Raw genomic sequence first — 26121 nt, 5'->3', positions numbered from 1 at the left:
CAGACACCCGTTCAATAATTAAGATGTGAGGATGTTGTCACTCTGACCGCATGTTGTCAATCTGCCCGTCAGCGGCGCCTGCGTGCCGCCCTTTGCATCGTTTTCAGGACAGCGGGCGGTGACATCGGCAGGTCAACATGACGGGCAGCAGTGGCACGGGATACTGCATTGGCGACGGCGCCCAACGGCGGAATAATAGGTACTTCACCAACGCCTCGCACGCCAAACGGATGCCGGGGATTGGGCACTTCGACCAGCACGGTATCGATCATGGGCAGATCCGAGGCAACAGGTATGCGGTAATCCAGGAAACCGGGGTTCAGCAACGCGCCGTTGTCATCATAAAGATAGGCCTCATTCAGGGCCCAGCCAATGCCCTGCGCAGCACCACCCTGCAGTTGGCCCTCGACGTATGAAGGGTGCACGGCCCTGCCAACGTCCTGCACGGCGGTGTAGCGCAGCACAGTCACCCGCCCGGTATCGGAGTCCACTTCCACATCACAGATATGCGTGCCAAAACCCGGGCCGGCGCCCTGCGCATTAAGGCTGACATGCGCGGCAACGGGTCCGCCGGTTTTACCGGCCTGCGCCGCCAGGGCGGCCAGTGACAAACACTCGTCGCTGCCATCCACAATGGCAATTGCGCAGCCATCGCGCCAGCTCACTTGCCCGTCAGGCACATCCCACAGTTTGGCAGCGCGCTGTTTGAGCTCGGCGACCAACTGCGTAGCGGCCTGCGTTACAGCCATACCCACTGCAAACGTTACGCGGCTGCCACCGGTCAGGTCGGAGTAGGCAATGGAGCTGGTATCGACTATTTGCGGACGCACCAGATTGACATCAATCTCCAGCACCTCTGCCGCCATCAGTGCCATGGACGCACGTGAGCCGCCAATATCCGGGTTGCCGGTAGCAACCATCACCGTACCATCTTCGTTCAGCGTGATTGCGGCGCTCGATTGCCCGCCGATATTGAACCAGAACCCTGACGCCACACCCCGACCCTGATTTTTGCCCAGTGGTGCCGAATAATGCGGATGAGCCCTGGCTGCCTCCAGCGTCTCCAGGTAACCAATTTCCCTGAAACCCGGGCCATACGCAGTGCGTGTGCCTTCGCGGGCAGCATTTTTGATGCGTAATTCAATTGGATCCATATCCAGCCTGAGCGCCAGCATGTCTATCAGGCTTTCGGCAGCGAAGGAAGCCATGGGGGCGCCCGGTGCGCGATACGCCGCACTTTTGGCACGATTCACCACCACGTCGTAACCAATCATTTTGACATTGGCAATATCATAGGGCGCAAACGCCGTCATGCATCCCAGCCGCACCGGGGATCCGGCAAAGGCACCTGCCTGATAACAAAGTATGCCCTGAGCCGCGACCAGGGTGCCATCCTTGCGCGCACCAATTTTCATGCTGATATAGCTACCTGATGCTGGCCCCGTAGCCCTGAACACATCTGCCCGGGACATTTCCATTTTTACCGGGCGCCCGCTTTTTCGCGCCAGCATGACGGCCAGGGGTTCCAGATAAACCGTGGTCTTGCCTCCAAAGCCACCACCTATTTCCAGCGGTATGACACGAATTTGCGACAACGGCATGGCAAGCAGGCGAGCACAATAGGCCCGCACCATGAATTGCCCCTGACTGCTGCACCAGATCTCGGTCTGTCCGTCGCTGGCAACACGCGCCATACAGGCATGCGGCTCTATGTAAGCCTGATGCACCGGCTGCGTGGTAAACTCTTCAGTTACTGTTATGTCGGCCTGCGAGAATCCCAGTTCAACATCACCGTGGATTTGCTCATGGCGGCTGGCGATATTTGAAGGCCGCGTCGGCGCTGGCGTGATACCGCGGGTAATCATGTTTTCGTGCAGCACCGGCGCATCAGGCTCCATTGCCTGTTGCACATCAATCACATGCGGCAGCACCTCGTACTCAACATCAATCAGCTGCAAAGCACGCTGTGCGCTCTCTGTATCCACAGCCGCAACTGCAGCAATAGCGTGACCTTCATACAACACTTTGCCACGCGCGAGAATATTGGCCGACAGATCGCGAAAGTCTGGCGGCTGATCGTTAATCTGTGCCTGCTCATCACTTATCGTCGGCAAATCACCTGCTGTCACCACCGCCTTCACACCCGGCAGTGCCAGCGCCTTGCTGGTATCCATACGCAATATGCGGGCATGTGCAAACGGGCTGCGCAAAACCGCTCCCGACAGTGCATCGGGCAGATTGAAATCAGCGCTGAACACAGCGCGTCCGGTCACCTTGTCAATGCCGTCTGGTCGCACCGGGCGTGTGCCCACCGAACGCAGGGCTTTTCCATTAGAGTGACTCATGGCGCCACCCCAGTTTCCGCATGACGCATTTTTTCTGCCGCATCCAGTATGGCCCGAACGATGCTGTCATAGCCGGTGCAGCGACAAAGGTTACCAGCAATCCAGAATCGTACCTCGGTTTCTGTCGGTGACGGGTTGGTATCCAGCAAGGCTTTGGCGGCGACCAGAAACCCGGGCGTGCAGATACCACACTGCAGCGCGGCATGCTCCAGAAAGGACTGTTGCAGCGGATGCAATTTATCACCTGTCGCCATGCCTTCGATGGTATCGATGCGACTGTTCTGCGCTTCAACGGCAAGCACCAGACAGGAACACACCAGGCGATCATTAAACATGACACTGCAAGCACCACAATCTCCGGACCCGCAACCTTCCTTGGTGCCGGTCAATTGAAGATTGTCGCGTAGCACTTGCAGCAGTGTTGCACTGGAATCACATAGAAACTCAGTGATCTCGCCATTGATACTGGTGCAGATGTGCTGCTTCATGCTTTCTCCTTCCATGCCGCCCGTTCGCCGGCAATCCGGGCGGCGCGCACAGCGAGCACCCCGGCAACATGGTTGCGATAATCGATAGTGCCGCGTTTGTCATTGATGGGCCGACACGATGACGAGACCACCGTTTTGAATTGAGCCATGAGGTCGTCCTCCATGCGCGAACCCATGAGGAGCTCCGCAGCCCCGGGTACCGCGAACGGCACCGCCGATACCGCGCCCAGGGCAACCGACGCTGCCACCACAACGCCTTCGTTATCCAGCGTCACATTAACCGCCGCGCCCGCGACAGCTATATCCATCTCGCTGCGCGGAATCAACCTGAGATAGGCGTCCGCGCTGCGCGCGGGACGTGGTGGCAGATAAAAACTGACAATAAACTCATCGCTGGCAAGACAGGTTTTACCCGGTGACTGAATAACATCCGCTACCGGGACCTGTCTTTCACCCTGGCCACCCAGAATCCGGCAATGTGCGCCAGCAGTGATCAGTGCGGGAACGGAATCGGCAGCCGGAGAAGCATTACAAAGATTACCACCCAGAGACGCCCTTCCCTGAATCTGCACCGAACCAATCAGCTCCATTGCTTCGGTAACACCAGGCCACACCCGGCACAATGCAGCATGTTCGCCGATAACGGCGCCACTCACGCCAGCACCGACAGTAAAGCTGCCGTTGTCATGCTGCTCAATGACCATGAGTTCGGTCACCTGCTTGATATCCACCAGCATGTCAGGGCGTGGCATACCGGATGCAAAACGCGCGAGCAGGTCTGTGCCACCTGCCATCACCCTGCCCTGCCCCTTAGCTGACGCCAGCAAGGCCGCTACTTCAGCGAGTTCTGTGGGTGCATGGTAATGCATATTACATCCCGTTATTGAATACCTGTTTATTATTTATGGAGCACTTGAACACATCAACTATTTGGTACTATCCGGCAGACTAGAAACGCAGGAGCAGGGTGATGGATGCCTCTGTATCCGTTTTCTCCCTGCCCAAGGGAACCTCAGTCTGATGCTTGACGTTAACCGTAAACTTCATTGACAGGTTTTCCATGATATCGGTTTCTATCCCTGACTCTGATCGACCGATGCTGGATTCTTCACCTGCTTCCACACTCAGGATCTGAATGAATCGCGCGCTGTCGGAAATGTCCCAGCTGTAATCTGTCGACACACGGATAATCCCCTCCACAAAATCATCGGCTCCGATCTCTGAACTACGCGTTGATCTGACACCGGCACCGACGGTATAGCTGAGTGACATGTTATCGATATCACGCAATATGACCTGACCATAACTCAATGACGCATCGGTCTGGCTGTCGTAACCGCTGAAACGGTCATCGTCGTGCGCCACCCGACCCTGGACAAAATTGTCCGGATCAAAATTGTAGGTCGCACTGCCTACCGTATACAGGCGCTGAGCAGCCAGCTCATCATCTGTTGAGGACCGGAAACCGTCCATGGAAAAACGATACGACCAGTCATCACGAATCGCGTCAAAGCGGCCTCGAAAGCGAATGTTCTCGTCATTTGTGTTGCCGGAGGTAAATATTGCACCCAGCTCCAGTTCAGTGGCCAGATCCCAATCCTGTGCAGATAACTGCATGCTGGCAGATACCGCTGTCATTAAGGTAATCGTGCATAGCAGTCGTTTAAGCGTTAACAACATTCAACACCCCTTGTGTGTGAGTTTTAATGGTGATTCCCGGAGAGCTTCCGACGTAGTCCCCAGAACATTGAATTCTGAGCAATTACGCCAGCAAAGTCCAGCACCGATCCGGGACACGCAAGGCCCGCTTTATGGTATTTTTCCCACAATATTGCAGGTACAATGCTGAACAAACGGGCACCAGGTATGCCCGGCGCCCGGAGAGATCATGAAGACATTGATTCTGGTTAGACACGCCAAATCCAGCTGGAATGATCAGACTCAGCGCGATATTGATCGTCCGCTGAATGAGCGTGGTCGCCAGGACGCGCCACTGATGGCCGACAACCTCGACAAACGCGGCACGCACCCGCAACGGATTCTCTGCAGCCCCGCGTTACGCACTGCCTCGACGGCGGAAATTTTCGCCAACCACCTGTCTATCCCCAAAGAGCTGATACAGCTGGAGCGCCAGATATATCTGGCTGGCAGTGCCCATCTGCTGCAGCTGATCCGTCATCAGGACGACAACATCGATTCCGTGATGCTGGTCGGCCACAATCCTGCGCTGACCGACTTCTTCAACGATCTGTGCGGGAACGCAAACCTCGACAATATGCCCACTTGTTGTGTCGCGGAATTGAGTCTGCCCATCAGTCAATGGTCCAGCCTCGAGTTCGGACAGGCGGAGCTGAAGTACATTGATTATCCGAAAAAAATTATCTGACACTCGCTGGCTGGCAGTGACCGCACTGGTTCTTGTTTGCCTGGGCTGCTCCGCACAGACGTCCTGGCAAAGCCCGCTGCTCCGGGACCACGAACTCGTCGGCAGGATATGGCTGAGCGAACAAAACAGATTCATATCCCGCAGTGAGCTGATATCCCTGGTACAACAGAGGTCTTTGTTACTGCTGGGTGAAAAACACGACAACCCTGATCACCACCGTTTGCGCCTGGAATTACTGCGCGCAGTGTTGCTGCCGGACGGCCGTTCACAGGTCGTGCTGGAGATGATGGAGCGCTCCCAGCAGGTCGCCATCGACACGCTGGTCGCTGGCAAGCTGCCATCCGATGATACCACGCTGGCCGACCGCCTGGACTGGGACACTGAGGGTTGGCCCTGGGCGTTATACGGGCCGGTGGTCAAACTGGCACTGCAACGTGACGCAGGCATACGCGCAGGCAATATCAATCGCAGTGAGGTCATGCAGATTTACAGTAATAGCGAGGACGGAGAGGCAATCCGGGGACTGAACACAGAACAACTCGCGCAACTGGAACGCGACATCGACAGCAGCCATTGTGGCATGTTGCCGCCAGGCCAGTTCCCGGCCATGGTTCGTGTGCAGCAAGCCAGAGATAAGCGGATGGCGGACGCTTTGATGTCAGGCATTGATAGGTTTGATCAGGCCATCTTGCTGGCCGGCAACTATCATATTCGTCACGACCTGGGAGTGCCGAACTATCTTGACCACCAGCTTGACCATCAGATTTCTGAACCGCCCCTGAGCATCGCATTCCTCGAAGTAGACCCGGATCAGACCCATCCTGAGGCTTATCTGCAACGCTTCTCGCAACAAAACGCTTACGATGTCATCTGGTTTACCCCGGCGCTGAGGCAGAATGATTACTGCGCCGACATGAGGGCATCACAGTCTCAGTAAGACTAAAACACCGATCGACGAGTTAATCAGTGGGTCATCGAGTAAATCAGATAATTGATACCCAGTTGATACGCAGTATTGGCGTACTGTGTCGGATAACGCGGGTGGTAGGTGTGCTCCCAGCCATCTCCCATGTCCGTGTTCCAGTTAATCAGCACCATGATACGGCCGTTGTCGTCCAGAATGGCGTGAACTGATGCATGATCGATGTCCCGCTCGGGCCTGTTATCCGGATTGCCCAGCGCCGGAACCATCTGCGGGCCATCGGTATCATAGTACAGTCGGAAAATCTCATGATCCGGGGGCAGGCGCACGATCTCCCGCTCGGGAAAGATATTGCTGAATGAACTGACAAACGCGTCCCACTCCCGCGTACCCCAAAAATCATCAATCAGCAGAAAACCGCCCCGCAACAGATACTCACGCAGATTGTTTATTTCCGGTGGCGAAAAATAAGGCCCGCCATTGCGCCCCATCTCCAGCGCGTAGATAAAGGGGTACTCAAAGATCTGCTCATCGTCCAGGCGCAAAACGATGGGGTCTGGCATGACCCGGACATGGCTCAACCGGGCTACACCGCGCAGAAAATTGCGGTCGGCATCGGGGAAATCCACAGACCAGGGACCGTAACCAAAGCCGCCCCGAAAATAGGAATCGTACTGCAGACGCACAAACGCAAACTCGCCGGCAAGGTCCTCTTCGCCATTGGCGAGCGCTGGCGCACCGGTACACGCAAGCAAAACCACAGCTACAAGCCTGAGCCGACGCACACAACGCTGAAAACTGGCAGTGGCCATGAACAACACCTGTTTAAACAACACCTGTACAGAGACAATTTCACTAAAGACGGGGCGCCTCTTTGGCTTACGCGGGCGGGATGCCCGCAGATCAAGTTTGGTGTAAGCTGGAGCAGATTTCAACAGCAAAACGCAGAATAGCGGAGCCCAGAGACATGAACGCGCCAATAACAAGAAAGCGTTGCCCTTATCCACTCGACCGGTCTTTGCGTCAGCGCGCCGTGCGTTACACTGCCGGTATCGCACTGGCGACGGTGCTCAGTGCCTGTTCCGGGCCTGACGAAACCCGCACCACAGCAAGCGTACCCGACATTACCCACCTCAGTCTCGAAGTTGTCTCCAGCCAGCCTCATCTGGTCACCGGTGGCAGTGCCCTGATTGCGGTGCGGCACGACGGCAGCAGTGACCGACTACCGTCCCTGACGCTGAACAGCAACAGCGTAGCATTGCCCGCTCAGGCCGAAATCCGCAACGATGAGCATGGCACCACCATCCGGTTTCTACTTGAAGGTCTTGCTGACGGAAACAATTCACTGACAGCAGACGCCGGTGAGTCCAGCGCCAGCCTGACCCTGACCAATTATCCCATCACTGGCCCGGTGATTTCCGGCCCCCATCAGCAACCCTATCTGTGCATTGACGAACTGACACCCCGGGCGGACGGACAGGCGCGCCGTTTTGCTATCGGCAATGGCGAATTCCTGGACAGTGCCGCCCGCGATGACAACTGCGCCCTGCCCACCCGCGTAGACTATGTTTACCGCAGCCAGGGCCAGGAAGGTTTTCAGCCTTTGCCCGCCGATGGCCAGGCGGATGACATCATGCTCACCGAAACCAGTACCGGTGAGGAAGTTCCATTTATCGTGCGCGTGGAAACCGGCACTATCAATCGCGCGATTTATCAGATAGCCATGCTGCACGACCCTGCCTCAGCAGCACCCTCGGCACTGACAGCAAACGCAGCGTGGAATCAGCGGCTGCTTTACACCTTCGGCGGGGGCTGCGAATCGGGTTATTTCCAGGGCACCAGTACCGGCGGTGTATTGCGCGAATCCGTGCTGGCCCGCGGTTACGCGGTAGCCTCGTCAACCCTGAACGTCAATGCTCAGGGGGGCTGTAACGATGTGCTGTCAGCGGAAACGGCCATGATGGTCAAGGAGCATTTCACCAAATACTACGGCGAACCGGTTCATACCATTGGCAGTGGCGCCTCCGGCGGCGCCATGCAGCAGCTGCTCATTGCCGGCGCCTACCCTGGCATTCTGGATGGCCTGCTGGTCGGTCTGACCTTTTCCGATGCGGTGACCTACTTTGCCGACTCACAGGAATGCGCGGGGCCATGGCGCAACTATGTCAACAATACCGCCAATACGCTGAGCGATGACACCAAAGCGGCCGTAGGTGGCTGGCCCAACTGGTATCTGTGTGATGTATCTCTGGGTGAGCGCCCTGACCGCATATCACCCTTTGACTGTACCGCCGAAATTCCTGCCGAATTGCACTACCACCCACAGAACAATCCGGCAGGCATCCGGTGTTCGATCTACGACGGCATGCGTAATATTTTTGGTCAATATCCGCACCCCGACAGCAGCATCAACCGCAGTGTGGCAAGCAGTCCGCACGACAATGTGGGCGTGCAGTATGGACTGGAAGCTCTGAACCAGGGTTTGATCGACAAAGCACTGTTCCTGGATATCAATGAAAACTTCGGCGGCTGGGATATCGACTATCAGCGCACCACTGAACGCACCCAGGGCGACCCGCAGGCGATTCGCATTGCCTACGAAACCGGTCGCATTACCAACGGTGCCGCAGGTCTGTCGCGCGTACCCATCATCGATGACCGCCCCTATCTTGATCACGAAGGTAATTTTCATGCCAGCGTTTACTCGTTCACCACCCGCGCACGGCTGGAGCGTGATAACGACCATGCCAACAACTATGTTATCCGGCGCCATCCCGCCAGTCTGTCACTGGCTGACGAAAACCTGGCGCTGATGGACCGCTGGCTGGATGCCATCAACGCCGCCAACGATGAGATGCCACTACTGGAACGCATCGCGACGTCGCGCCCGGCTGAACTGAGCGATGACTGTTTTACCGCGGATGGCGAACGCATCGTGGAACCCGCGGTATTCGATACCAGCCGACTATTCGACAACACTGAAGGTCGCTGCAATCAGCTGTATCCGCCGCACGCAGGTCTGCGCCTGGTGGCTGGCGGCCCGCTGACCAACGACGTCATGAAGTGCCAGTTGAAGCCCATTGACTACGAAGACTATCGGGTAGAATTCAGCGTGGAAGAAAAGGCGCGACTGGAGGCCGCATTCCCTGACGGTGTATGCGACTGGAGCCGCCCCGGCGTGGGCCAGAGCAGCAATCAGACCTGGTTGTCATTCGGGCCTTCACCGGTCAATCGTTATCAGGCAGATAATTAGCGAGCGGGCGGCGGGCAAGCAGGACGCCCAGCGCCGCCATGCCACCACCGACGCTTAGAAGCGCCATATCACCCACGTTAAAGCCAATCATCTCGAGACCGGGCAAAGCAACCAGACCGCCACCAAAGCCCGTGAGCACCCGTCCTGCCGTACCTGCCACACCACCACGATCCAGAAAGCCCAGCCCCGGCAGATAGTCCTGCAGGGATCCGGCGATCAGCATTATACCCACAGCCACCGTGATTGTGGCCGACAAGGTATCCCAGAAACTGCCGGCCATGGTCAGCGCAGGATCAAGCACAAAGAAAAAGGGTATAAAATAGATCACACTGCCCAGGCGCATGGCCTTGAACCCCGTCGCCAATGATGAGGCACCGGCAATACTGGCCGCCGCAAATGCCCCCAGTGCCACCGGCGGCGTAATAAAAGACAACATACCCCAGTACAGGATAAACAGATGCACACTCATCGGATCCAGCCCGCCCTGGATCAGGGCTGGCGCCAGAATGATGGCAAGGAAGATGTAGGCAGCAGTCACCGTCATGCCAATACCGAGCACAAAACTGGTCAACGCCCCCATCAGTAATAGCAACAACACCGAATCTCCGGCCAGATACAGCAGGTCATTGACCAGCGTGCCGGACAGCCCGGTCACGGACAAGGCACCCACGATCAGTCCCACGCCCGCCATGATCGCCAGCAACTCCACCAGCAACTTGCCGGTCGCCACCAGAAACGACCCGGTCGCTTTGATATCCCACCGGTTCTTGGGTGACAGCTGATTGAGAACCAGCAACATCGCCGTCGCGTAGAATGGCGCCACCGCCTCGCGCTGTAAAAAAACCAGCAAAAAAATCAGCACCATGAAGGAGGCAATGTAGAACCAGCCGTCACGCAGGGTAGTTACGAGCCTGGGCAACTGCTCGCGCGGTGTGCCTTTCAGCCCAGTCCGTGCAGCGTAGGCGTCCACCTGTACGAACAGTCCAAAAAAATACAGCAGTGCCGGAATTGCGGCCGCCAATGCCACCGTGGTGTACGGCACATTCAGGAAGGTGGCCATGACAAATGCGGTTGATCCCATGATGGGTGGCAACAAGACCCCACCGGTAGAGGCACAGGCCTCAACGCCGCCGGCATACTCGCTGGACATGCCGTCCCGCTTCATCGCCGGAATTGTCATTTGCCCCGTTGTCAGAACATTGGTAATCACGCTGCCACTCATGGAACCCATCAGACCGCTGGAGACAATCGCAACTTTGGCGGAACCTCCTCGTACATGCCCGAACATGGCAAAAGCAAGATCAATGAAGAACTTGCCGCCGCCCGTTTTCTGCAGAGCAATGCCAAAGATCAGAAACCCGATCACCAATTGGGCAAAGGCGCGGAAAGGCAAACCCAGAATGCTTTCGATGCTCATGACATGATAGGACGCGGTCTGGGCCGCCGATGATGCCATGCCGGATATCGCCCCCGGCAGCCGGTCCGCCACGATCGGGTACAGGGAGAATACGAGCACCAACACAAACAGCGTCATACCACCACACCGCCGTACCGCTTCCAGCGCCAGCAGCCACAGCAGGTAACTCATCCATACGGCGTAGGTCGGCGCGGAAAACTCCCAGCCATAATCCAGCATGGTTTCGGCGTTGATGAAGAAAAAACCACACGCCACAAACGCGCAGGCGCTGAGCACAACGTCATACCAGTAATGCGTTGCCCTGGCATGCGCCGGGTATATCAAATACGACAATGGCAGCAGCAGCCCCAGCAAGGCATAGTAGTAATGATTCTGTACCGTGATCACAAAATCCAGCAGCGGGCTTTCAGAAAACAGACGTAGCGAGTCCATTGCCAGGAAAGCGCTCAGGACTGCTGCAATCGCGACCAGCCAGCGCACCGGCACTGGCATCATGGCGGGCGTACGGGACATCAGCGCCATACCGGATCGAAGCCGGCCTCCTCAAGACGTTCGGCCCGCACCTGCTGCCAGCGCGCCATGAAGGCCTCACGATCACCGATATCCTGCCCCTCAACCTCGGACCAGGCAGCGGCAAGCACGTCCTGTCGACGGATCAACGACTGATTGTGAGCTTCGTACTCATCCGTCCACGCGCCGACCTCACGCCAGTAACGCACAGCACCCTCATGATAGGGCACTACCCAGTTGAAAACCTGGGATTCCAGCGCCCAGCCGATAGCGCCGGGATCCGCATTCTTGAATTCATCAAAGTTTTCATTGATGACGCGCGTCATCCAGTACACGGTATTCTCATCCTGGCTTTCCAACGCGATCAGGACCGGATAGGGATAGGTGCCAGCCTCCTGCGGATTGTCGTCGCTGATGCCGGCCCCACGGGTGGCATTGTATTTATTGAAGTAGGGTCCAACGGCAAGCATGCGCTGCCAGCAGCCCGCATCATCATGCGGCGCCGGCAGCCAGCGAATGCCCCGTGGAGAAGCCTCCAGCCGACGGGTGGGGCCGGAGACAGTGGTGCCGAAAGCGGCGTCAACATCGCCGTTGATGACCCCTTCCCACATCGCTTCGTAACCCGGAAAGTCCACACGCTCCACATCGTCCCAGGTCAGGCCACCGCAGGCCAGATAAGCCTCCATGGAAACATTCAGTGCCGGCGCCGCGCGCACAAAGGGTACGCGTCGGCCCCGGAGTCCGGCGAAGGTGGTAACGCCGGTATCGGCAGCGACGGCGACGGCCTGGTTACTCAAACCATTGGAACTCATCAGCATGCGCAGTGGTTTCGGGCCCCACTGAGGATCGGCAAATTGGAACATGCCCTCCTGAGCAAAATAAGTGGCCACACCATTGGCAGAGAACTGCACACGTCCGGTATCGAGTGGAAGCAGCCGGGACACATCATTCTGGCCCGGAATGACGCGCAGGGTAATATTGTATTTGTCACGCAGCATGGCACCAATGGCGACGGCCTGGTTGTAGCCGGTGGTACCCAGATTGTAGGCAGTCCAGGCCATCTGACGCGGCAGCTCAGGCTGGGGGGACTGCCCGAAAGCAGGAAGACTCAGGCCCGTTGTCACAATAAACGAAGCCGCCATAACCATTCTTCTGCCGGTCTTTGGCAGCGACACCCATTCGGTCAAAAGCATTATTATTCTCCTGAGCAGCGTTCCGGCTGCGGATGACTGATTTTCTGCCTAGAGAGTACCAAGGCGGTCCGGGGAGTGGAAGGAATATGCCATACTTTGCGTTATCGCGTATCGGTGTAACGATGACCTGAGAAGTGCGCAGAGGGTGGTATATCTATGGCAAGACTTATCGTAAACACCGTGTTCCGCAACGCGCTGGGGGCTCAAGGTGCTGCGCTATCCGAGGGTGACTGCCTGGAACTGCAAGCCAATTCAGTCAGAAACCTGCTGGCAATGCTGGATCACACTTACCCCGGCAGCAGAAAAGCGCTGGCCGGCGCTGCCATGGCGATAGACGGGGACATTTACCACGATGCGCTGACCGAGCCATTGCGAGCGGACAGTGAACTGGTGTTTATTCATCCAATTGAAGGGGGATGAAACTGTTGAGGGAGATGACGGGGTGGCAGAAGGCAGAGGGCAGAGGGCAGAGGGCAGAACAGTGAAACCGGCATCGCCTGATCAATGGATCAGCAGATGCCGGATTCTGCACCCGGCGGCTGGCGCCGGGGCTGTTGTTGCAATCGAGTGTTACAGACGAGTACCAGTGACCGGGATTGCGCCGAAATCGGTGTTGAAGCTGCCACTCAGCCGGTCTTCAACAACAGTGCCATTGAATACCAGGGTCATTGATTGACCTTGAGCATCAACTGTTGTGCTGAAGCTAACATTTTCGCCGTCAACGGAAACAGCCTCAAGCGCTGCGCCACCCAGATCCTGAGATGACATTTCCCCTGTCAGATCTTCATTGACAGTCAGGTTGGCATCCATGGCTCCGATTGGAGTATCAATAGTGATAGCCCAACCGCCCACCAGCGGGTGCGGCTCGGATACGCTTGCGCAAGCGCTGATAAACAGTGCCACCATAATACCAGTGACGAGCGAGCCGATTTTAGTTCGCATGATGAATCCCCTTTCTAATTAGTTAAATGTTTTTACATTGCGGCCATAAAGCTGGCTTACTTTGATATCGAATTGATCTCAGGTCAACGGCTTTTTCGTTGAACCTACAAAAAACCCTGACGAATTCCTTTAACACTCATAAATTCGTCAGGTTTCACCAGGCCAGCTGCAGAATCTCCATGACGTCGTCTGCCGAGTTGACAGCACGGGGGTTCGCTTTCACCACATTGTGCCGCGCTGCGGCAGCGGCGATCATCGGCAATTGGTGCTCCTTGACACCAACTTCCCGCAGACTTACCGGCAATTCCAGATCACGCAACCAGGCCCGAAGAAAACCAGCCGTATTGCCTTGCCCGGCTCCCAGCGCCTGACCTACTTCACGCTGCTGCTCCCCGTTTACCCGCTCGTTCCAGCGCAGCACGGTCGGCAACATGACACAGGACGTATAACCATGGGGCACGCCGCACATGGCCCCCAGAATATAGCCGATACCATGGCTGGCACCATGCCGTATACGGCCAAGACCACACCCAGCGAGCCAGGCCGCCTGCTGACTGAGGGCGCGGGCGTCCTCATCTGTCGGATCAGCTTTTGTTGCGGGCAGCGATGCGGAGAACAGACGCATGGCGTGCAGGAAGTGCCCCTGCACAAAGGCGTGCGCATCAGCCGAGCAATATCCTTCAACGGCATGATCCAGCGCTCTGATCGCGGTTGATAGCCACAGCCAGTCGGGTGTGTGCAAGACCAGCGACGGGTCGTAAACAATCCGTGCAGGGGCAAGTCCAGGTGCCTTGTAGCCCTCTTTTGCACCTTTTGCCTTGTCGGTGACCCCGGCATTGTTGCTGTACTCTGCAGCTGACAGCGTCGTCGGCACTGCGATCTGGTAGACCGGCTGTTGCCGCACTGAAACCGGCCCGGTGCCACACAAATCGCCACGGGCACCGTCACTGAACTGGGCGTAGCGCAGTAAATCAGCTTCCGTTTCTATGCCTGCATTCAGGCAGAATTGAATGACCTTGCAGGCATCTATCATCGAGCCGCCGCCGATGGCGAGCAATATGTCAGCGGCCCCGGTGCGCGCCTCACTCAGAGCAGCCAGCACATCAGTGCGTGGTGAGTGCGCACCCATGGTGTCGAAGATCCCGGCTAGCCGGTCGCCGAGTACCTGTTTGAGCTCGTCGGGCAACGTGGTTTGCCGACTCAGCGTGCCCGACATGACAACAAACACCCTGCCTGCGGGCAAGGTCGCCAGCTCAGCCACCAGGGCCTCGCATACCGGCATTCCCAGACGTACGCGCTCAAGCCCGGTGTAATCAAAAAGCAGTGGTTCCATGGGTACTGTCCTGTTTCTTTCAACATTGAAATTGCACGCTAAAAATTGAAGCAATTCATGTTCTGCTATATGCTCTTGGCTAAACGCCATTTGCGCGCAATTGCGATTGCCCGTCTTTGCCAACCGTATCGTATACGAGGCTCACATGATTGAACTCAATGTTAACGGAAATACCCGGCAGCTGGATATCGAATCCGAGATGCCTTTGCTCTGGGCTTTACGTAACGAGCTCGGCCTGACCGGTACCAAATTCGGCTGCGGCATTGCCGCCTGCGGCGCCTGCACCGTTCACGTCGATGGTCAGCCGGTTCGCAGCTGCATGACCCCCGTCAGCGCGGTCCGTAACAGCCAGATCACCACCATTGAAGGGCTGGCAGCCAACGCTGGCGTCAATAACACACTGACCGCCGTACAGCAGGCCTGGATCAATCATCAGGTGCCTCAGTGCGGCTACTGCCAATCCGGCATGATCATGGCGGTCAGCGCCATGCTGGCGGAAAACCCGAATCCGGATGCAGAGACCATTGAGCGCAGCGTCAGCAACGTCTGCCGTTGCGGCACCTACCCGCGTGTCAGCAAAGCAATACAAACGCTGGTAGCCGACAATGCCTCCGGCAATGCAGGCACTGCCGAAGGAGAAACAGTATGAAGATGAACCGTCGTCGTTTTCTGCTGGGCACCACCGTCATTGGCGGCGGCCTCCTGCTCGGCTATGCAGTGACCCGCCCCACCCGGCAGTTTCTGGCCAATCGCGACCACGCAGAGGCCGGCCAGACCTTTTTGACCACCTGGTTGCGCATCGACCCGGACAATCGGGTAACGGTTGTGGTGCCGCACTCGGAAATGGGTCAGGGCGTACTGACATCGCTGCCCATGATGGCTGCAGATGAGATGGACGCGGACTGGAATCTGGTTCGTGTCGAGCAGGCGCCGGCGACCGATCTGTTTGCCAACGGTGTGCTGATCAAGGGTTTTGCCATGTCCATGGGCCTCAGCGTGCCTGCTTTTCTGGATCGCACAGTCGATTTTGCAACGTTAAAAGCAGCTGAAATCATGAATATGCAAATCACCGGCGGCAGCAGCTCGGTGCGTTTCACCGGTGAAATGGGCATGCGCGCCGCTGGCGCTGCTGCCCGGGAAATGCTTGTTAACGCCGCCGCCGCGCAGTGGAACGTCGCTGCCGACGAGTGTGACGCCCGCAACAGTTTTGTCCATCATGACACCAGCGGTCGCTCTGCCAGTTTTGGCGAACTCGCCAGTGCCGCCGCCGAATTTGCACCACCCAGAAACCCGACCCTGAAAACACCCGATCGCTTCACACTGATGGGCACCGCTGTGCCACGTGTCGACATCCCAGCCAAAGTTGATGGCAGCGCCATGTTCGGCATTGATGCGATGCCCGCGGGCATGCTCTATGCGGCGGTAACGACTGCGCCGGTATTTGGCGGCAAGCTGGCACGTGTCGATAATGTCGAGGCGGTCATGCAACGTCGCGGTGTGCAACGTGTCATTGAGCTGGAAGATGCTGTCGCCGTGGTGGCCGACAACTACTGGCGCGCCAGCGAGGCCCTGAAGCAACTACAGCCGGTCTTCACTGACACCGAATTTGACAGCAGCAACAGCAGCGATATCTTTGCCGAATTCGATGCCGCACTGGACAACAACGAGCGTAACGAAGACGTTTATGCCGGTGACGCAGCAGAAGCGCTCAACAGCGCGGCGGAAACCATCTCTGCCAGTTACCGGGTGCCCTATCTGGCCCACGCCGCCATGGAACCGATGAACTGTACTGTGCACTTCCACGATGGCCGCTGCGATGTCTGGACCGGCACCCAGGATAACCTGGGCATTCGCGGCCGTGTCGCCAGTGTTGCCGACATCGATGCCAACAATGTCACGGTGCACCCTTTTTATCTGGGCGGCGGGTTTGGCCGTCGCCTGCCACAGTCCACCAACACTATTGACCAGGCTACCCGCATTGCCAGCCACTTTGATGTGCCCGTGCAGACCCTGTGGAGCCGGGAAGAGGACACTCGCCAGGACTATTATCGCCCTGCGGTGAGTAGTCGGTTCCGCGCCGGCCTGGACGCCAATGGTCAACTCATCGCGTGGGAAAATGTGTATATCGGCAAAAATGAACCGGTTGAAGCCGCGCATATCGCCTATCAGGTTCCCAACCAGAAAATCGATTACGTGGAAAGCCCGACTCATATACCTTTTGGCGCTTGGCGCAGTGTGGCCCACTCACAGCACTCGTTTTTCCTGGAATCGTTTACCGACGAACTGGCCTGGCACGCGAACCAGGATCCGTTGCAGTATCGTTTATCCCTGCTGCAGGACAAACCCCGACACCGGCGGGTATTGCAGGAGGCAGCCGCGCGCGCCGGGTGGACAACAGCCGCACCTGAAGGTCGCGCCCGTGGTATTGCTCTGCAGGAAAGTTTTGGCAGTATCGTTGCAGAAGTTGCAGAAGTTTCACTCACCGAAGAAGGCGAGGTGCGCGTCAACAAAGTGGTTTGCGCCATCGATTGCGGCCGCGTGGTTAATCCGGACACGGCGGCATCGCAAGTCGAAAGTGGCATCATCTACGGCCTGACCGCCGCCATGTATGGCCAGATCAGTATCGAGAATGGCCGCGTCAAGGAGAGTAATTTCCACGACTACGAGATGCTGCGACTGGCCGAGTCACCGGACATTGACGTGATACTGCTGGAATCTGATGATGCACCGGTCGGTGGTCTGGGCGAGCCGGCAACACCGCCGATTTCAGCGGCAGTCACCAATGCCATTTATGCCCTGACCGGACAGCGGGTTCGCGAACTGCCGCTGAAGAACTATCGTTTCCTGCCGCCGCCGACTGAGGCGGCAGGAAACGTCTGAGCCGGGTTCTTCCTCAGAACCCGTCGCGACTCATCATGTTGCTCTGTATCAGGAATTCGCGGAACTCCGGATATTCCAGCCCCATGGTTTTGTCGCGATCCATGATCGTGAACGGCAGCGCCAACTGCTGGCGTGATTGCTCCGGCATCTCGTTCAGCGCAACCTTGCCGTCCATATTGAGATCCATGAAACCCATGGCAATGCCGGCCATGTAGTCGTCCGCATTGATTTCAAAGTCATTTTCGCCTGGCTCGGCATAGCGGAAGGAGATGCCACCGTACAACATCTCTTCCCAGGTCTGCTCACCAAACCTGACATCGACCGCCGGATCCGGGTTGCTCACATTCGCCGTAGAGTTGTCATACACAGTGCGATGAATGACAAAGGTACCTGCCGGTGCGTCGATGGGCTCCTCAAACTGGAAATAACGCTGCCAGTTAAAGTCATAATTCGGCACTGACAAGACTACTTCCTCGCGACCATCCGGGTAACGAATGCTGAACTCAGAGGCACGCCCGCGGTAATGCGCGTGCGGGAACAGGCTGTAGATCACAGCATCGCGCTGGAACTGGTAGTAGGCTGCTTCTTCGTGCTCCGCCTTTCCCTGCGGGATTTCCAGGTCAAGGTTAAGAATCGAATAATGCTGCAGCACGTGCTCCGGCGCTTCCTCGCTGAAATACAAACCTATCTGGGTCTCGTCACTGGTTGCACGACCATAAGTGGTGTAGTGCATCTGGGTGTAAAAAGAGGTTCCGGCAGGCACGTAAACGCCGGTGCCCTCGGGGTACTCATAGGTTTCATTGCCCGGCACAAAGGTCATCAACTGGGGCTGAAACAATGATTCGCCGCTGTCGGACTGACCAGCTGAATTGGAGCTGGCGCCGAATGTTGCGATAGCGTGATGGACCACCTGCCGGTCACCCGGCGATACCTGCACTGCGCGCACCCAGACATCACGATCCAGCGGATTTTCCACTTCGAAGAACTGATAATCCAGAGTACCGGTAGCCGGAATATCAAACTTGGGCAACGTCACCACCAGGTCAGGTTCTCCCAATTCCCATTTGGTATTCTGCGCTTCCACTGAAGCCAGCAGATCTTCACCGGCACCGCGCGGCGCACCGGCATCAATCCACGTCACCAGTTGTCGTTGCTCGTCAACGCTCAGGCTCAGATCATGCAGAAACTCACCGATCTCGGGATCAGCATGCCAGGGCGGCATACGCTTGGTCAGCACGGTTTCGCGGATCATCGGGGAGAACCCCTGGATCATCGCGTGGCTGGTCATCGCCCACGGACCGATTCCGCCGGGGCGATGACAGTCTGCACATTTTTCCACCAGCATGGGCGCGATGGTGTCGCTGTAGAAGGTGTCCGACATCGCTGCCACAGAATCATGCCGGGCCAACAGCGCCGCATCAGCGGGCATCGCCTGCTCGTTAAGATCTATGCGGTCGCCATCAAGCAGCGCCTGCACGGTGGTTGCGAATGCGGCCGCATCTGCAGGCCCGCGGTAAACAATCTGCCAGCGTCCCGGCTCTATTACCAGCGCCTCGGCCACATGATTCAGCGCCAGTGTTTGTGTGACCAGCCCGGCTTCATCTTTCAGTATCGGCAAGTCCAGCCCGCTGCGTTCCGCGTCAGCCATGATGTCTGCGCGCGACTGGCCCGGCGCAGGGTTCAGCAGAGCCGATACCACGCCCTGGGCTGCCCACTGCTCACTCAATTGGGCAACAGCTGCCGCCACCGCTCCGGAACCGGTCTGATGCCCCAGCAATACAATTGCCGGGGCCTGTTCATGGTAATGCAGGTTAAAGGCTTTGCCGTGCTGATCAATCAGCGTAAAGTCCGATGCCCGCGTCACCGGGGTACCTGGCTCATCAGCGAAAGCAAAAGCGCTGATCAGGCTGACAGACAGCAACCCGGCAACCAGACAAGAGCCTCTGGCAAGCCTGTCGGCAACCGACTGCAATGAGTTGATAAAACCAAAATGCATACTCATGAAAAATCACTCCAGATACGATGACTGTGCCTGCTGTTAAATGACATTATGTCAACAAGATACGCTGCCATTGAACACCCGGTTCAACATCACGTCAACTACCCGCGTCGCGGACGGGGCTCAGTCTGCCTGATAATGACTCTTTATGAAGTTGCCGAGCATTTCGAATTCATCACGCCGGGTGCTGGCTTTTCGCCATACCAGACCAATCTGTCGATAACTGCTGTTTTCCATGGCAATGGTTTTTATGCCGGTATTTTTCAACAGGGGCGACTTGACAGCCATCTCCGGCAGGTAGGTGATACCCAGATCCGCATCCACCATCTGTACCAGGGTCAGCAAACTGGTCGCGGTAATACTACTGACCTTGTCAGCGTTCTTGATATTACAGGCGGACAGAGCATGGTCCCGCAAACAATGGCCGTCTTCGAGCAACAGGATGCTGTCCGTAGGCAGCGCGTTCATGTTGTACCGGGCCGGGTCAACAAATGCGCTGTGCTGATGGTGGGCCAGGAAGAAGTGGTCATCAAACAAAGGCATGTCGCTGACATTACGCAGCTCATAGGGCAGGGCAATCAGGATCAGGTCCAGTTCCCCATCCATCAGGCGTTCATAAACACGATCGGTCAGGTCTTCTTTCAGGTAGAGTTTCAATTCGGGATAGGATTTTCTCAGCGCTGGCAGCAACTTGGGCAGCAGAAAAGGCGCGATGGTCGGAATCACACCCAATTTCAGCTGTCCGGTCAACGGCGCCTGATTACCCCTGGCAATATCAACCATATCCTCCAGGTCCCTGAGTACCACCCGCGCCTGTCGGGCGATATCACGACCAAGACTGGTCACCGTCACATTTTTGTTGGTCCGGTCGACAAGCTGAATATTGAGCATATTCTCCAGCTCTTTGATAGCAACACTGAAGGCCGGCTGAGACACAAAGCAGGACTCCGCGGCCTTGCCAAAATGCTCATACTGTTCCAGCGCAACAAAATACCGTAACTGCTTGGTTGTGGGCAGGTGGTGCATGACAACTCCCCGTAACGCCTGATGGATTGAGCATCCGAGGATGCCTTGCGATACATTATGCATATCACTTTAATATATTTAATTGATTTTATCTATTCAAGAACATGGCCTAATATGGCGACTATTGCGAAACAGTGTGACTGTCACTGCTCGCGGGAAGGTAGTTCAGACTTGTGTACGAATCCAGATTGTACGCTCCCTCTTGGCCGGGATGATCCCCAAAGATCCTCCCGGCTTTTTTTATGCGCTTCCACGTCCTGACGCAATAGCTGCTATACTCGCCCTTCTATCGGCTGACTGCGACAGGTAACAGTAGAAATGCCCGATCCCGGACGCTCCAACATCAGTACCCATCTGCTATCCGCTTGCTGTGTCAGCACGCATTTTCCGTACTTGATGGCCTGTTTTTTCGCCGTGGCCATCGTGTTCAGCTCTGATGTTGACGCAGACGAATTGGCTGACCCCGATCTCTGGCATGGTGAATGGCAAGCCGAGGATACTGATTTTACCCTGCTGGTGTTGCCGTCAGGCACAAATTTCCGGCTCGAGCCCATGCTTCCGGCGGGCATTGAATGGCAGGCCGGAGAGGGCATTATCAATGGTAGCAGCGGCACCGTGGAGGTACGCTATCAAGGCGTGGTGGCGCAGGTACTGGTGCAACTGACAAGCCCGGAGACCGCGATCGTGCGCTCAATGGCCTGTCAGCCGGATTACCATGTGGTCTGTACGCTGGTACGCAACCAGCAGGCCAGATTTATAAAACTACAATAGGCGCTCTGCGTCCGCGCTTATTTCATTTCCGACATCGAGCGGATCTGCTTTCCGACGATACCGTAGTCAATCGCTTCCTCGACTGTCATCCAGTAATCCCTGTCCGTATCTTTTGCCACTCGCTCCAGGGGCTGCCCGGTTTCATCGGCAATCAATTTGTTGATGCGAGCCCGCATTTTCACAATCTGCTCGGCCTGGATCTTGATATCCGACGCACTGCCGCGCGATCCACCCATGGGCTGGTGCACCAGAAAACGGGTATTGGGCAAAGCAAAGCGATGCTCTTTTTTGGCGCCCAGGTAAATGGTAGTTGCCGCGCTGGCGACCCAGCCAGTGCCTACCACGTGAACATCGGGTTCGATGAACTTGATGATGTCATACACGACATCACCGGACTCCACATGTCCGCCCGGTGAGCTGATGTACAGTGTTATCGGGTCGCTGCTGTCCGCTGCCAGTGCCAGCAAACGCTCGGTGATGCTGCGCGCCAGGCGGTCATTGATTTCACCAAAAATGGTCAGCGCGCGCGCCTTGAACAGTTTTTCATCAAGCAGGCGGCTTGGAGCCTGGGCGGGCGCCTCATTGGCGGATGACACTATGTGCATACAAATTCTCTCCAGAAAAAGGCTTGTTTCCAACGACCGGGGCCACAGGCCCGACCGTGAGATGTCAAAACAACTATGATACCACGCCCTGTACCTGCCGGGCGTCAGGATGGGACTCTGCCCCCAGTGGCTTGATTGCAATCAACAACTGCGGCAACAAGGTCAGCGCCCCCAGCAACGCCACCAGCATGGCAATACTGGTCAGCAGACCAAATACCATGGTCGGGATAAAGTTGGACAGCACCAGAATCGAGAACCCGGCGACAATGGTCAGTGACGTGAAGTACATGGCCCTTGCGATACTGCTGTGACAGTAGAACATCGTCAGCCGGTAATTGCCGATACGGTGGAACTCGCGACGGAAGCGATGCATATAATGAATGGTGTTATCAACACCGATGCCAATGGAGATGGCGGCGATGGTGATGGTCATGATATCCAGCGGAATCGCCAGCCATCCCATGATACCCAGTACCAGCGCAGCGGCAATGATATTGGGAATAATACAGATTACGGCAATCTTCAGAGAGCGGAACAGGGCCAGGAACATCAGCATGATGGCCGCGAGCACCACGCCCAGGGTCAGAATCTGGGACTGATACAGACTCTGCAGAACATTGTTATACAGCACCAGCGTCCCGGTTACCCGCACCTGGTCCGGCGCCAGATCAAAGTTCTCCTGCATGCCTGTTTGCACATCCTGAATCAACTGATTGCGATTGAGATCAGGGTCGGACTCAATAACCCGGACATTAAAACGAACCTCGTTTTCCTCGATGGCGATAAACGGGGTCAGCACAGTCGAACGCAGAGTCTCCGGCAACATGGTGTATAACAAGGCCCACAGGAAGCTGTCGACTTCCCCGCCGTTGAGCTCCTCTGCAAGCTGCACCACCGCGCCGAAAGACAGCACTTTGCCGGTTTGCGGATGGTCATCAAGGAAATCATGCATGCGCTCAATCTGACTCATCTTGTCTGCGGTAAACCAGTAGGGACTGTTATCTTCCGTGCCGCCGTCGTCGAATCCGTCATCAAAACCATCATCAAACCCGTCGTCAGCACCCTCTTCCTCAGGCAGTCTGACGACGACATCAAAAGACAGCGTACCGCCAAGCTTTTCGTCAAACAGTTTCATGCCTTGATAAATCTCAGTGTCCTCACTGAAGTATGAAATAAAACTGTTCTCCACCTGCAGCCGCGCAATGCCAATTGCACTGACAACAAACACCAGAGCGTAAACCCACAACAACTTGTTTCCGAGCGTGTCCGTTACCTTTGCCAGCATGGCGGTGAAGCTGGCACGCATGGCCCTGGCCTGCTCTGGCTTTTCCGCAGGCAGCAGACTCATCAGCGCCGGGAACAGCAGGAACACCACAATGAGAGCGGTCAATACACCCATGACCATGATCCAGCCGAAGGAGATGATGGGCGTGATGCCACTGACTACCAGCGAGCCGAACGCAACAATGGTGGTCAAGGCCGTATACAGGCAGGGCAGAAACATGGCCCGCACAGTATGTCGGACAATTTTTTGCTGGTCGCTGAAGTGGCGACTGGCCCGTAATTCGCGGTATCGCACCATCAGATGCACGGTCAGTGAAATAGTGATAATGAGAAGAAGAGACATGAAATTGGATGAGACCACCGTCACTTTCCAGTCCATAAACCCCAGAATTCCGACCACTATGACGCCAGCAACGGCGCAACAGGCCAGTGGCAGCAGCACCCAGCGCAGGCGGCGAAATATCAGACCCAGCGCAACCACAATAAACGCGAAAACGCCCAGGCTGAAGGTTGCCAGATCATTCTGCACAAACGTGACCAGATCGTCAGCGATCATGGGTGCGCCACCCAGATAAAGCTGCACCTCATCATCATAGTTCGCCAGAATGTCGCGAATGGCTGCGATATCCTGGTGCCGAAGTTCGGCTGCCTGAGCGCTGTAAACATCAAATGCATCAGAGACTGACTGCAACTCCTCAGCCTCCGCATTGCTGAGCCCTTCCGCTTCCTGCTTGTTGCGAAGCTCTGTGCGACGGTTAATCAGTTCGATATACCGGGTATCCTGCGCAAAGCTGGCCAGCATCGCGCCGGTGGTGCCGTCCGGGCTGATCACTGCATTGCTGAAGACCGGATTGGTCCGAAGCTCTTCGCGGGCAGCTTCAAGGTCAACCTCATCATCTGTGATGGTCAGGTAATCTTCAGAGATGCCGGTGAGCGGTGTGTCGCCAAAAATAGGCACGTTAAGCAGGCTGTTGACGGTTTCGATGCGCTCCAGCGCCAGCAATTCATCGCGCAGACTGGCCATGATGGTCAGCGATTCCTCGCTCAGCAAATCCATGTCACGCGGTGTATAGGCAATCGTCACTGAATCAGTCGCGCCGTATCGCTGATTGACCTCACGCGAGTATTCCAGCTCCTTGTCTCCCTCCATCAGCAAAGAATCTGCAGATACATCCAGCTTGAAATCCTGGGCATACCAGCCGAAACCTGCCACTGCGAATAGCAGGAATGCAATGACCAGCCAGGGTCGGTCGAAAACCAGGGCGCTGTACCAGCGCGAGAGAGTCAAACGCATAACGGATCCGTCATCTGTAAGAATTAAAGGCAGAAAATAACGCCCTGAACTATACCCTGTTGGCGACAAAATTGTTATCTCGCGCCAGTGCTGCCATAAAAAAAGGAGCCGGTCTGGCTCCTTTTTTGTGATTGCCTTTGTGACTGGCCTTTTGTGCCCCGGATGTCAGTCCCTTGCCGCCGCTTCGTCCCGCTCCTGAATACGTGCGCCTGCCAGAATACCGGCCAGTGCGTGGTTGCCTTCATGGCAGGCGTATTCGTACATCGGCTCGCCTTGCGGTCGGCGATGCATGGCGACTTCACCAATCAGGTTTTCGGCAAAAACCGCCGGATCCTCAATCTCGAAACGATACTCGATTCTGTTGTCAGCGACCCGGGTAAAATACTCTGTCGTGACAGCGTCCGGAGATGAGCCACGAAAACGCTGTTTCGGATTGATATTCCGTGTTTTCACGACCAGGGTATCACCCTCATAGTAGCCAATCGAGTCACCCATCCACTTGTCCATATTATGCGGACTAAAGCTCTGATCAAGCTTGATAATGCGGGCATCATGCACCATCTCGACCAGGATCATGACATGATCCTGAGTCTGCACAATCTGATAATTGTTGTTGTACATCACCGGCAGCATCGGCGGCCCGCTGGCGGATCCAAACGACATCAGGCAGCGCTCGCCAAGCGGGCGCGCTTCCGGTCCGTCATACGCCCCCATGCCCTCCGGACGGCTGGCAAAAAAAGCCGGCGTCACCCCATCAACATACTTGACCCGGCCGTCGGTCGGCTGAATCAGTATCGAAGTCCGGTATTCGTCTCCGATGCGGATAACATTCGTGCCCTGATCAACCCAGAAGTTGTCGTAACCCAGATCGGTATTGCCGTCAGTGGGCGGCGGACGGTCCGGATCACTCGGCGCCTGGCGCGCAGCCATGTAATCCAGCCAGCCCTGCTCAATCTGTTGCGCCTGGTCCGGCGTGAACGCGCGCTGTTCACCGAGGTCGCGCGGCCGCTGTAGCGGTGTCTGGCTGGCATTGGTCCAGATTCCCTGCAAATCGGGGTGGCCGAATTCGGTTCTCGGCGGCACAAAATCGCTGCTGTCTGTCACGGGCTGGGCATTCACTGGCATGGCGGCGAGCAATCCGCTCAGCGACAAAGCGCCAAGCATCGCTTTCAATTGTCTGGAAACTGTCATACACATCCCCCTGACTCATTGTCTGGCGTTCATGCTCAGTATAATGCCTGGTTTGCGCAATGCCACCACAACTCGACGCCAGCGCAGTGCGGTCCATCGACTTTAAATGCCGGCTTTTGCCAGCGTGCGCTTGATATCTCACAAATAGTCACAATCTTGGTATTGATATCAGCGGGCAAAATTGGTCTATTGATAGATCGGAAAAGTATTGATGCACGTAATCCGGATTTACCGGAAACTGATACACTGTATATAACACTGACAGACTGATAGTCTCAGTTG

Annotated in this window: 21 protein-coding genes; 7 read left to right on the top strand and 14 right to left on the bottom strand. The window is 56.4% G+C overall.

Going from position 1 to position 26121, the window contains the following annotated elements; genetic code table 11:
* Positions 1–68: 68 nt before the first annotated feature.
* The 4 genes from WD071_RS08990 to WD071_RS08975 all read right to left on the bottom strand — a co-directional run bounded on the left by WD071_RS08990 (position 69) and on the right by WD071_RS08975 (position 4471).
* Positions 69–2345 (bottom strand): xanthine dehydrogenase family protein molybdopterin-binding subunit, encoded by a 2277-nt coding sequence (locus WD071_RS08990; RefSeq protein ID WP_368048026.1) that lies wholly within the window; start codon positions 2343–2345, stop codon positions 69–71.
* Positions 2342–2833, bottom strand: a complete 492-nt coding sequence (locus WD071_RS08985) for a (2Fe-2S)-binding protein (protein ID WP_368048025.1) — start codon at positions 2831–2833, stop codon at positions 2342–2344. The genes WD071_RS08990 and WD071_RS08985 overlap by 4 nt, the downstream gene beginning before the upstream one ends.
* Positions 2830–3702 carry a xanthine dehydrogenase family protein subunit M gene (locus WD071_RS08980; protein WP_368048024.1) on the bottom strand — a complete coding sequence of 291 codons (873 nt, stop codon included), beginning with the start codon at positions 3700–3702 and terminating at the stop codon, positions 2830–2832. Before WD071_RS08980 ends, WD071_RS08985 begins: the two co-directional genes overlap by 4 nt.
* 79 nt (positions 3703–3781) lie before the next feature.
* A complete protein-coding gene (locus tag WD071_RS08975; RefSeq protein ID WP_368048023.1) occupies positions 3782–4471 on the bottom strand; it encodes a YdiY family protein in 690 nt (229 codons plus the stop codon).
* 250 nt (positions 4472–4721) lie between these two features.
* Here WD071_RS08975 and WD071_RS08970 point away from each other — a divergent pair, with 250 nt between their 5' ends.
* Both WD071_RS08970 and WD071_RS08965 read left to right on the top strand, forming a co-directional pair.
* On the top strand, positions 4722–5219 hold the full coding sequence (locus tag WD071_RS08970; RefSeq protein WP_368048022.1) for a histidine phosphatase family protein: 498 nt from the start codon (positions 4722–4724) through the stop codon (positions 5217–5219).
* On the top strand, positions 5194–6156 hold the full coding sequence (locus WD071_RS08965; RefSeq protein ID WP_368048021.1) for a ChaN family lipoprotein: 963 nt from the start codon (positions 5194–5196) through the stop codon (positions 6154–6156). Before WD071_RS08970 ends, WD071_RS08965 begins: the two co-directional genes overlap by 26 nt.
* 26 nt (positions 6157–6182) lie before the next feature.
* Here WD071_RS08965 and WD071_RS08960 read toward each other — a convergent pair whose 3' ends face one another.
* Entirely contained in the window at positions 6183–6953 is a 771-nt protein-coding gene (locus WD071_RS08960) for a DUF4159 domain-containing protein (RefSeq protein WP_368048020.1), read from the bottom strand.
* Between the two features lie 155 nt (positions 6954–7108).
* On the opposite strand from WD071_RS08960, the gene WD071_RS08955 reads away from it, so the two are divergent.
* Positions 7109–9394 (top strand): DUF6351 family protein, encoded by a 2286-nt coding sequence (locus WD071_RS08955; RefSeq protein WP_368048019.1) that lies wholly within the window; start codon positions 7109–7111, stop codon positions 9392–9394.
* On the opposite strand, the gene WD071_RS08950 is transcribed toward WD071_RS08955, so the two are convergent.
* Together WD071_RS08950 and WD071_RS08945 are read right to left on the bottom strand one after the other, a co-directional pair.
* Positions 9369–11324, bottom strand: coding sequence for a TRAP transporter permease (locus WD071_RS08950; RefSeq protein ID WP_368048018.1), 1956 nt, complete (start codon positions 11322–11324; stop codon positions 9369–9371). The genes WD071_RS08955 and WD071_RS08950 overlap by 26 nt on opposite strands.
* The gene (locus WD071_RS08945; RefSeq protein ID WP_368048017.1) at positions 11324–12514 is read right to left on the bottom strand and encodes a TAXI family TRAP transporter solute-binding subunit; all 1191 of its coding nucleotides are present in this window, start codon (positions 12512–12514) and stop codon (positions 11324–11326) included. Before WD071_RS08945 ends, WD071_RS08950 begins: the two co-directional genes overlap by 1 nt.
* 156 nt (positions 12515–12670) lie before the next feature.
* Between WD071_RS08945 and WD071_RS08940 the strand changes: the two genes are divergently transcribed.
* Positions 12671–12934, top strand: a complete 264-nt coding sequence (locus WD071_RS08940; RefSeq protein ID WP_368048016.1) for a MoaD/ThiS family protein — start codon at positions 12671–12673, stop codon at positions 12932–12934.
* A 150-nt stretch (positions 12935–13084) separates the two neighbouring features.
* Here the strand turns inward: WD071_RS08940 and WD071_RS08935 are convergent, their stop codons facing one another.
* Together WD071_RS08935 and WD071_RS08930 are read right to left on the bottom strand one after the other, a co-directional pair.
* Positions 13085–13456: a hypothetical protein gene (locus WD071_RS08935; RefSeq protein ID WP_368048015.1), complete on the bottom strand. Its 372-nt coding sequence runs from the start codon at positions 13454–13456 to the stop codon at positions 13085–13087.
* A gap of 154 nt (positions 13457–13610) precedes the next feature.
* Positions 13611–14789 carry an iron-containing alcohol dehydrogenase gene (locus tag WD071_RS08930; RefSeq protein WP_368048014.1) on the bottom strand — a complete coding sequence of 393 codons (1179 nt, stop codon included), beginning with the start codon at positions 14787–14789 and terminating at the stop codon, positions 13611–13613.
* 145 nt (positions 14790–14934) lie between these two features.
* Here WD071_RS08930 and WD071_RS08925 point away from each other — a divergent pair, with 145 nt between their 5' ends.
* Complete coding sequence (locus WD071_RS08925; RefSeq protein WP_368048013.1) at positions 14935–15438, top strand: (2Fe-2S)-binding protein; 504 nt, start codon at positions 14935–14937, stop codon at positions 15436–15438.
* On the top strand, positions 15435–17669 hold the full coding sequence (locus WD071_RS08920; RefSeq protein ID WP_368048012.1) for a molybdopterin cofactor-binding domain-containing protein: 2235 nt from the start codon (positions 15435–15437) through the stop codon (positions 17667–17669). Before WD071_RS08925 ends, WD071_RS08920 begins: the two co-directional genes overlap by 4 nt.
* A 13-nt stretch (positions 17670–17682) precedes the next feature.
* Here WD071_RS08920 and WD071_RS08915 read toward each other — a convergent pair whose 3' ends face one another.
* Both WD071_RS08915 and WD071_RS08910 read right to left on the bottom strand, forming a co-directional pair.
* Complete coding sequence (locus tag WD071_RS08915; RefSeq protein ID WP_368048011.1) at positions 17683–19671, bottom strand: hypothetical protein; 1989 nt, start codon at positions 19669–19671, stop codon at positions 17683–17685.
* Positions 19672–19791: 120 nt separating this feature from the next.
* The gene (locus WD071_RS08910) at positions 19792–20694 is read right to left on the bottom strand and encodes a LysR substrate-binding domain-containing protein (protein WP_368048010.1); all 903 of its coding nucleotides are present in this window, start codon (positions 20692–20694) and stop codon (positions 19792–19794) included.
* Between the two features lie 318 nt (positions 20695–21012).
* On the opposite strand from WD071_RS08910, the gene WD071_RS08905 reads away from it, so the two are divergent.
* On the top strand, positions 21013–21465 hold the full coding sequence (locus tag WD071_RS08905) for a hypothetical protein (protein WP_368048009.1): 453 nt from the start codon (positions 21013–21015) through the stop codon (positions 21463–21465).
* Between the two features lie 17 nt (positions 21466–21482).
* On the opposite strand, the gene WD071_RS08900 is transcribed toward WD071_RS08905, so the two are convergent.
* The 3 genes from WD071_RS08900 to WD071_RS08890 form a co-directional block, all read right to left on the bottom strand.
* Positions 21483–22070: an ATP-dependent Clp protease proteolytic subunit gene (locus WD071_RS08900; RefSeq protein WP_368048008.1), complete on the bottom strand. Its 588-nt coding sequence runs from the start codon at positions 22068–22070 to the stop codon at positions 21483–21485.
* A 73-nt stretch (positions 22071–22143) separates the two neighbouring features.
* A complete protein-coding gene (locus WD071_RS08895; RefSeq protein ID WP_368048007.1) occupies positions 22144–24648 on the bottom strand; it encodes an RND family transporter in 2505 nt (834 codons plus the stop codon).
* A gap of 165 nt (positions 24649–24813) precedes the next feature.
* On the bottom strand, positions 24814–25839 hold the full coding sequence (locus tag WD071_RS08890) for a hypothetical protein (protein ID WP_368048006.1): 1026 nt from the start codon (positions 25837–25839) through the stop codon (positions 24814–24816).
* Positions 25840–26121: the final 282 nt, after the last annotated feature.

This window comes from Pseudohongiella sp., assembly GCF_040877505.1.
GTDB lineage: Bacteria > Pseudomonadota > Gammaproteobacteria > Pseudomonadales > Pseudohongiellaceae > Pseudohongiella.
Note: the sequence above shows the minus strand (reverse complement) of the source record. Positions and strands in the feature narration are given on the sequence as shown.

Coding starts and splice junctions, on each gene's coding strand:
- WD071_RS08990 (WP_368048026.1), bottom strand. CDS start 2,345: ATGAGTCACTCTAATGGAAAAGCCCTGCGTTCGGTGGGCACACGCCCG.
- WD071_RS08985 (WP_368048025.1), bottom strand. CDS start 2,833: ATGAAGCAGCACATCTGCACCAGTATCAATGGCGAGATCACTGAGTTT.
- WD071_RS08980 (WP_368048024.1), bottom strand. CDS start 3,702: ATGCATTACCATGCACCCACAGAACTCGCTGAAGTAGCGGCCTTGCTG.
- WD071_RS08975 (WP_368048023.1), bottom strand. CDS start 4,471: ATGACAGCGGTATCTGCCAGCATGCAGTTATCTGCACAGGATTGGGAT.
- WD071_RS08970 (WP_368048022.1), top strand. CDS start 4,722: ATGAAGACATTGATTCTGGTTAGACACGCCAAATCCAGCTGGAATGAT.
- WD071_RS08960 (WP_368048020.1), bottom strand. CDS start 6,953: ATGGCCACTGCCAGTTTTCAGCGTTGTGTGCGTCGGCTCAGGCTTGTA.
- WD071_RS08955 (WP_368048019.1), top strand. CDS start 7,109: ATGAACGCGCCAATAACAAGAAAGCGTTGCCCTTATCCACTCGACCGG.
- WD071_RS08950 (WP_368048018.1), bottom strand. CDS start 11,324: ATGTCCCGTACGCCCGCCATGATGCCAGTGCCGGTGCGCTGGCTGGTC.
- WD071_RS08945 (WP_368048017.1), bottom strand. CDS start 12,514: ATGCTTTTGACCGAATGGGTGTCGCTGCCAAAGACCGGCAGAAGAATG.
- WD071_RS08940 (WP_368048016.1), top strand. CDS start 12,671: ATGGCAAGACTTATCGTAAACACCGTGTTCCGCAACGCGCTGGGGGCT.
- WD071_RS08935 (WP_368048015.1), bottom strand. CDS start 13,456: ATGCGAACTAAAATCGGCTCGCTCGTCACTGGTATTATGGTGGCACTG.
- WD071_RS08930 (WP_368048014.1), bottom strand. CDS start 14,789: ATGGAACCACTGCTTTTTGATTACACCGGGCTTGAGCGCGTACGTCTG.
- WD071_RS08925 (WP_368048013.1), top strand. CDS start 14,935: ATGATTGAACTCAATGTTAACGGAAATACCCGGCAGCTGGATATCGAA.
- WD071_RS08920 (WP_368048012.1), top strand. CDS start 15,435: ATGAAGATGAACCGTCGTCGTTTTCTGCTGGGCACCACCGTCATTGGC.
- WD071_RS08915 (WP_368048011.1), bottom strand. CDS start 19,671: ATGAGTATGCATTTTGGTTTTATCAACTCATTGCAGTCGGTTGCCGAC.
- WD071_RS08910 (WP_368048010.1), bottom strand. CDS start 20,694: ATGCACCACCTGCCCACAACCAAGCAGTTACGGTATTTTGTTGCGCTG.
- WD071_RS08905 (WP_368048009.1), top strand. CDS start 21,013: ATGCCCGATCCCGGACGCTCCAACATCAGTACCCATCTGCTATCCGCT.
- WD071_RS08900 (WP_368048008.1), bottom strand. CDS start 22,070: ATGCACATAGTGTCATCCGCCAATGAGGCGCCCGCCCAGGCTCCAAGC.
- WD071_RS08895 (WP_368048007.1), bottom strand. CDS start 24,648: ATGCGTTTGACTCTCTCGCGCTGGTACAGCGCCCTGGTTTTCGACCGA.
- WD071_RS08890 (WP_368048006.1), bottom strand. CDS start 25,839: ATGACAGTTTCCAGACAATTGAAAGCGATGCTTGGCGCTTTGTCGCTG.